The following is a 280-nucleotide window of genomic DNA, read 5'->3' as shown; positions in this document are numbered from 1 at the left end:
CCGGCTCGCCAGGTCTGCAGGAGGCGGCGAACCTGGCGTTCACCGCCCCGGTAACCGCGCTCGCGCAGCTCGCCGGTCAGGGTTGCGGCGTTGGTGCACCCTTGCTGCCAGCGTTCGGCCAGGTAGGTGGTGTGTGGGTCGAGCGCGCTGCCGCGTTTGGGCGACTGGGTCAGCAACTCGTCGGCGCTGCAGGCTCGGGCGTAGCGGCGTACCGTCTTGTCGTCGAGGTTGAGCGCCCTGCAGATTGCGGTGTGCCCGATTCCCTTGTCCCACAACGCGT

The 280-nt window shown here is 69.3% G+C and carries 1 pseudogene; it reads right to left on the bottom strand.

Features of this window, described 5'->3' with window-relative positions:
* Positions 1 to 280: pseudogene (locus tag IU459_RS37875) on the bottom strand (ISL3 family transposase); the annotation flags it as partial.

This window comes from Nocardia amamiensis, assembly GCF_015477605.1.
Classification (GTDB): domain Bacteria; phylum Actinomycetota; class Actinomycetes; order Mycobacteriales; family Mycobacteriaceae; genus Nocardia; species Nocardia amamiensis_A.
The sequence above is the reverse complement of the archived record's forward strand: the minus strand, read 5'-3'. Positions and strand labels throughout refer to the sequence as shown.